The organism is Streptomyces sp. NH27, from assembly GCF_056859195.1.
The window spans coordinates 1-6,338 of the sequence record NZ_JACEGK010000468.1; the positions used below are offsets into that span (position 1 = coordinate 1).

8 protein-coding genes are annotated in these 6,338 nt (G+C 71.3%); 6 read left to right on the plus strand and 2 right to left on the minus strand.

All coding sequences use genetic code 11. The features are described 5' to 3' along the window. Nucleotides 1-431 (minus strand): ATP-binding protein (locus AC13HU_RS29425; RefSeq protein WP_483045011.1); only part of this gene is annotated, 431 nt, incomplete at its 3' end. A gap of 138 nt (nt 432-569) precedes the next feature. Between AC13HU_RS29425 and AC13HU_RS29430 the strand changes: the two genes are divergently transcribed. The 6 genes from AC13HU_RS29430 (at nt 570) to AC13HU_RS29455 (ending at nt 5,345) form a co-directional block, all read left to right on the plus strand. Beyond that, entirely contained in the window at nt 570-1,424 is an 855-nt protein-coding gene (locus AC13HU_RS29430) for a helix-turn-helix domain-containing protein (protein WP_483045012.1), read from the plus strand. After that, nucleotides 1,421-1,690, plus strand: a complete 270-nt coding sequence (locus AC13HU_RS29435; RefSeq protein WP_483045013.1) for a DUF397 domain-containing protein — start codon at nt 1,421-1,423, stop codon at nt 1,688-1,690. The genes AC13HU_RS29430 and AC13HU_RS29435 overlap by 4 nt, the downstream gene beginning before the upstream one ends. 106 nt (nt 1,691-1,796) lie before the next feature. Continuing rightward, the gene (locus tag AC13HU_RS29440) at nt 1,797-2,903 is read left to right on the plus strand and encodes a helix-turn-helix domain-containing protein (RefSeq protein ID WP_483045014.1); all 1,107 of its coding nucleotides are present in this window, start codon (nt 1,797-1,799) and stop codon (nt 2,901-2,903) included. Further along, nucleotides 2,900-3,148 carry a hypothetical protein gene (locus AC13HU_RS29445; protein ID WP_483045015.1) on the plus strand — a complete coding sequence of 83 codons (249 nt, stop codon included), beginning with the start codon at nt 2,900-2,902 and terminating at the stop codon, nt 3,146-3,148. Before AC13HU_RS29440 ends, AC13HU_RS29445 begins: the two co-directional genes overlap by 4 nt. Next, nucleotides 3,121-3,459 carry a PIN domain-containing protein gene (locus AC13HU_RS29450; RefSeq protein WP_483045016.1) on the plus strand — a complete coding sequence of 113 codons (339 nt, stop codon included), beginning with the start codon at nt 3,121-3,123 and terminating at the stop codon, nt 3,457-3,459. The genes AC13HU_RS29445 and AC13HU_RS29450 overlap by 28 nt, the downstream gene beginning before the upstream one ends. Before the next feature lie 176 nt (nt 3,460-3,635). Further along, entirely contained in the window at nt 3,636-5,345 is a 1,710-nt protein-coding gene (locus tag AC13HU_RS29455) for a hydrogenase maturation protein (RefSeq protein WP_483045017.1), read from the plus strand. Nucleotides 5,346-5,414: 69 nt separating this feature from the next. Here AC13HU_RS29455 and AC13HU_RS29460 read toward each other — a convergent pair whose 3' ends face one another. Further along, entirely contained in the window at nt 5,415-6,239 is an 825-nt protein-coding gene (locus AC13HU_RS29460) for a TetR/AcrR family transcriptional regulator (protein ID WP_483045018.1), read from the minus strand. Between the last annotated feature and the right edge of the window lie 99 nt (nt 6,240-6,338).

A 6,338-nucleotide genomic window follows, 5' to 3' on the forward strand; every position in this document is an offset into this window, starting at 1 on the left:
CCGCCGTCCAGGGCCACTTCGGCCCACACCGTCTTGCCGACCTCGCGCGACGAGACACCCCACGCCCGCGCCAGCGCCTGCACCAGCAGCAGCCCCCGCCCCGACTCCGCCTCCTCTCCCGGCCGCACCCGCGCGAGCACCGGCCGCCGCTCCCCGCACGCGTCGCTCACCTCGATCCGTACGACGCCCGCGCCCGGGTCCCAGCCGAGCCGCAACTCGAAGTCCCGGCCGGGCAACCGCCCGTGCGTCACCGCGTTCGCTGCCAACTCGGCCACCACCGACGCCACCGCGTCCGCCGGCTCGCCGTCGCCCGGCACGCCCCACTCCGCGAGCCGGCCGAGCGCGAGTTGTCGCGCGAGGCGGGCACCATGCCGACCGGAGGGCAGGCGCCGGGTGAATGTGGTGGTCAGGGTGGAGATTTCGCCATTCATGTGACCGAGAGTGGTCGAGCGTGCATAGGTTGAGAAGGAGCGACTCCGGGACGGTACGCGCCCTGTCCGGGTGCCCCGGTGACGTGTCCGGGCGTCCGGGCGTCCGGGCGTGACGCGGCGGTGACGGGAGGCGGTTCGATGACGACCGGAGCAGGGGAGCCGGGCGGCGGCACCGAGGAGCATGACTGGGACGAGGGCGCGACCGACATCCTCAAGACGGTCGGCAAGCAGGTGAAGCTCTGGCGCGAACGCGCGGGCCTGAAACAGGCCGAGTTGGGCGTCCGCATCGGTTACAGCGAGGAACTGGTCTCCTCGGTCGAGCGGGGCCGCCGCGCCCCGAAGCCGGAGTTCCTGGTGGCGGCCGACGAAGTAGTGGGCGCGGGCGGCATGTTGGCCGCGTTCACGGAGGACGTGGAGCGGGCGCGGTATCCGAAGAAGGTCCGTGACCTGGCCCGGTTGGAGGCGGACGCGGTGGAGCTGTGCGGCTATGCCGGAACGGTCATGCACGGCTTGCTCCAGACCGAGGACTACGCCCGAGCCCTGTATCGGATGCGCCGACCCGTGATGGACGACGACATCATCGAGACGAATATCGCGGCGCGTATGGACCGGCAAGGGATCTTCGGCCGACGTCCAGCTCCGTTCATCAGTTTCGTCCAGGAGGAGGCCACCCTTCGACGCCCGGTCGGAGGCACGTCAGTGCTGCGGGGCCAACTCGAACGCCTGCTGGAGATCGGGCGGTTGAGGCACGTCGAAATCCAGGTGATGCCAACGGCTCTTGAGGACCATGCTGGTCTGAGCGGACCATTTCAGCTTATCGTTCCGAGGGTTGGACCCAAGGTGGGGCACGTGGAAGTGCAGCAGTTCAGCCGCGTCGTCTCCGACCAGAAGGAGGTTCGCCGGCTGGACGCCCTCTACGGGATCATCCGCGCACAGGCTCTGACGCCGCGTGAGTCGCTGGCGTTCATCGAAAAGGTGCTGGGAGAGACATGACGAGCAAGCCGTACGCCGCTGACAACACCCAGTTGCACTGGCGCAAGAGCAGCTACAGCACCGCCGATGGCCCGCAGTGCATTGAAGTCGCCCTCTCCTGGCGCAAGTCCAGCCACAGCACCGCCGAGGGCCCGGACTGTGTCGAGGTCGCGGCCTGCCCCGAGATCGTTCACGTCCGGGACTCCAAGGACCCGGAGGGGCCGCAGTTCGCGTTCGGACCGGAGGCGTGGGCCGCGTTCGTCGCGTACGCCGCCGAGCGGGCCTGAACTGGCTGGCGGCGGCCGTACGTCAGGGGCCGCTGCCGACCGTCGCTTCACGTCATGTGCGCGATCCGCATCGCTTGCCTAGGCCGGGTGTGCAAAAATCGCACACATGGAAACTGCGCAGAACTGGGGAGAGGTCGGCGAGCGGATTGCCGAGGCCCGCCTCGCCGCAGGCTTGAGTCAGGGCGATCTCGCCTCGCGAGTCGAGCTGGACCGTACCGCAGTCGTCCGGATCGAAGCCGGTGAGCGGCGGATCACCGCGTTGGAGCTGTCCCGGCTGGCCGACGCGTTGGGCGTCCCTCTGGCGCACCTGCTCTCGCGACCACGAGAGGCGCTGGTCTCCCGCCGTACCGCCCTCGAAGAGACTTCCGACGGCGCGGCCCGCTCCCGGTACCGGCTCGACGCCCGGCTCGAGGAACACGCCCGGTTCGCCGCCTGGCTTGTCTCACACGACTACCTGCGCCCACCACTGCTCGACGACGCACTGCTGCGCACTCCTGGCACGTCACCCGACCCCGTGAAACTGGCGCAGGCGGCCCGGGGTGCCGCTGGGCTCGCGTCCGGCCCGCTCGGTGCGCTGGCCGACGTTCTGGAGTGCTTCGGCCTCTACCTGACCGTCGTCGATGACGTGGGAGAGGGCGCGTCCCTGCTTCAGGACGGGTACGGCGTTGCCGTCATCAGCGGCGAGCCCCAGCCGGGCCGTCGGCGGTGGACGGCCGCGCACGAGCTGGGTCACCACCTGTTGCAGGACGAGTATCACAGCGACGCGGGAGTCGCGGCCGCGCGGGACGAGCGCGAGCAGCTCATCGACCGTTTCGCCGAGGAGTTCCTGCTGCCGGCGGACGACATGCGGTCCGCCTGGGCGGAGACCGACGGGGGGAGGAGCCCCCGGGCGGTCCTGCTGGACCTCGCTGCCCGCTACCGCGTGTCATGGAGCGCGGTCGTCAACCGTGCACGTCGTCTGGACTTCATCGCTGCCACGGACGCCCGCCGCTACAAGGCGGACGTGCCGCAGCGCGGTGATTTCCTCGCCGCCCACGGCAGCCAACCGGTACCGGACCTGGAGATCGGCGCCACCGGTAGGCAGTGGCGCAAGGCGACGCTGCAAGCCTGGTTCGTCGGCGCCGTCACCGCGCCACGAGCTGTCGAACTGCTCTACGACGCCATCAGAGAGGACGAGCTCCCCAGCCGCGACTTGGAGGACGAGCTGCCGTGATCGCGCAATCCCCGTTGACGACCACTACGGGACCGGTGCTGATCTGGGACACCTCGCCTCTGCTGCATGCCATCAAGGCGGAGAAGATCGACGTGCTGCACGACTTCGCCCGCACCTGGAGCGATGGGCCGCGGCGTAACGTGACGACCGAGACGGTTCGCCACGAGATCAGGCGCCAGGGTCTGGAACTCGGTTTCGGGCTGACTGGCTTGACGTGGTGCATCTGGACGACCTCGACGAGCTGAACCAACTGGTCGCCTGGATGGACCGCGTGTCAGGCCAGAAGTCCAACCAGGGCGAGGCGACCGTTCTTGCCTGGGCGGACGTGCACGGGGCGGCCGCGGTGGTCGACGACGGCGACGCACGCCGGATCGGACGGCGGCACGGGCTCGGTGTCTGCGGCTCGCTGCGGATCGTGGCCGAGGCCGTGGCGGACGGACGCACGACCGAGTACGTCGCCACCACATTCGTGGACACCCTGATCGGGACCGGGATGCGTTATCCCTGCCGGCTTGGCCGGTTCATCCCCTGGGCCAAGCAGAACGGCCTTGTCTGAGGGCTGGTGCGGGCGAACGGGTCCGCTGCGTCGGCCCCGTAGCCCTCATGCCCCGCCACCGGTCAGGTGATTTTCGGGGACGGGTCCGGGCGGGTGGCCGCACCGCCGGCCCCGATACGGTCCATGATCGCCTACGCCGACACCTCGGCCTCACACGTCGGCGGACGGAGGCAGTCATGGACATCCTGCTGGTGGCAAGTGCGTTCAACAGCCTGACCCAGCGCGTGTTCGCGGAGTTGGGGGAACGCGGGCACCGGGTGGTGGTGGAACTGGCGCTGGGGGACGACGCGCTGCGCGAGGCCGTACGGAGCCACGCACCCGAGCTGATCGTCGCGCCGATGCTGAGGACCGCGATCCCGCGGGACGTCTGGTCGGCGTACACCTGCCTGATCGTCCACCCGGGACCGGTGGGTGACCGCGGACCGTCGTCGCTGGACTGGGCGATCACCGAGGGCGCCGAGGAGTGGGGGGTGACGGTCCTCCAGGCGGTCGCCGAGATGGACGCGGGCGACGTATGGGCGTCGGTGGCCTGCCCGTTGCCGCCGGCCGGCAAGAGCGACCTGTACCGCAACGAGATCTGCGACGCGGCGGCCGAGGCAGTACGGCTGGCCGTCGAGCGCTTCGCCTCCGGGAGCTACGTGCCGTGCCCGCAGCAGGCAACTCCCGCCGCTGCCGGGGCGGATGTGCCGCGCTCCCGGCCCTACCTCGACCAGGGCGAGCGGCGGATCGACTGGGCGGCGGACCCCACGGACCTGGTGGTGCGCAAGCTGCGGGCCGCCGATTCGCAGCCCGGCGTGCTCGACGACCTCCTCGGGGAGCAGTGGTATCTGCACGGCGGGCATCCCGAAGACGTCCTGCGCGGGCGTCCCGGGGAACTGCTGGCCACCCGGGCCGGAGCCGTCTGCCGTGCGACCGTGGACGGCGCCGTGTGGCTGCCCGAGCTGCGGCCCCGCCGGCAGCCGGGCGGGCCCGCCACGTTCAAGCGGCCGGCCGTTCTCGCCCTCGGGGACCGGATGCCGCCGCTGCCCGAGTCCGCCGTCCCGCTGTGGTTGCCCCGGGACCGGCGGACGTACAGCGACATCCGCTACGAGGAGGACGGGCAGGTCGGGTTCCTGCGGTTCACCTTCCCCGGCGGCGCGATGAGCACCGACCACTGCCGGCGGCTGCTGGCGGCCCACCGGTTCGCCTGCTCGCGCCCGACCACCGTGCTGGTGCTGGGCGGGGCCCGGGACTTCTTCTCCAACGGCATCCACCTCAACGTGATCCAGGGCGCCGCCGACCCGGCCCAGGAGTCCTGGGAGAACATCAACGCCATGGACGACCTCGTCGAGGCGCTGCTGACCACCCAGGACCGGCTGGTCGTGGCGGCGCTCGGCGGCAACGCGGCAGCCGGCGGGGTGGCGCTCGCACTGGCCGCCGACGAGGTCTGGTGTCGCGACGGAGCCGTGCTCAACCCCCACTACCGCCTGATGGGGCTGCACGGTTCGGAGTACTGGACGTACACGCTGCCCCGCCGGGTGGGAGATGCGTGGACCGAACGCCTCATGCGGCAGGCCCTGCCGGTGACCGCGGCCCGCGCCCGCGACATCGGCCTCGTCGACTTCGTGCTCGACAGCGCACCCGCGGCGTTCGGTTCGGCCGTCGCGGAACGTGCCGCGCGCCTCGCCGCGGCGCCGCGCGCGCAGCAGCGCGTCGTCGAGAAGAAGGCACGGCGCGAACGTGACGAGGAGACGCTGCGGGCCCACCGGGAGCGGGAACTGGCGCGGATGCGGCAGACCTTCTTCGACCCGGACGCGCCGTACCACGCCCTGCGAAGCGCGTTCGTCACCAAGCAGCGCCCCACCCGGACACCGCAGCACCTGCGCGGCGGGAACGCGGCGGATTAGCCACGCGCGGGGGCTGGGCTGGTGTGCGGCGCCGGGCGCGGGCGGCGCGCGCGGGCGGCGCCGGGTCGGTCAGGCTCGGCGTCTGCGCTTGCCGGTGGGGGTGGTCGGTGCCGGAGTGGTGGGCAGCGGGGTCTTGCCGATGGTGGGGAGGATGAAGTCCTGGATCAGGCTCTTGGCGTCGCGGACCAGGGGGCGGAAGGCCCGGTAGCGGGACAGGGCGATGATCCGGGCGACGAACGGGGTGGAGCGGCGGACGAACTCCCGGGTGCGGGCGGTGTTTTCGGTGCGGTCGAAGACCCAGTACAGGACGACCACCATCAGGTGCAGCCACAGCAGGTCGGGCAGCAGCTCGGCGAGTTCGGTGTCGAGCTTGGGCGCGAGGTCGGAGCCGGTCAGGACGTCGCGGAAGAGGGCGACGGCGGTCTCGCGGGCCGGGTGGGACTCGCCCGAGAACGGGCTGAGCGAGCTGTCCGGGTCGGCGGCGGTGCGGAAGAACTGCGCGGCGAACTCGTGGTACTCCGCCGCGCAGTCCAGCCAGGAGGCGAGGGCGATCTCCAGGCGCCGCGCGAAATCCCGCTCCCCCTCCATGCGGGATGTCGCGTCGCGCGCGTGGTCGTGCGTCATCAGGTCGTAGAACCCCTGGATCAGGAATTCCTTCGACTCGAAGTAGTAGTACGCGTTGCCGACCGAGACCCCGGCCTCCTGGGCGATCGCCCGCATCGTGGTCTTGTCGTAGCCGCGCTCCTTGAACAGCCGCATCGCCGTGGCGAGGATCACCGCCCGGGTCTGCTCGCTCTTGCCCGTCTTCGGCCTGGCCCGGCCGCCGGGCAGCGGTTCCGCCTCGCCGGTGCCATAGTCGGCGGCGGCGGCCTTCGCGGTGGTGCGGTCGTTCATGTCCTCCACCCGGGTGAGCCTATCCGGGGTCGGGCTCGCAGCCGCCCGTACAGGCGTCGTCGCGCTCCGGTGTGCCGGTGCGGGCGGGAGCGGGAGTGG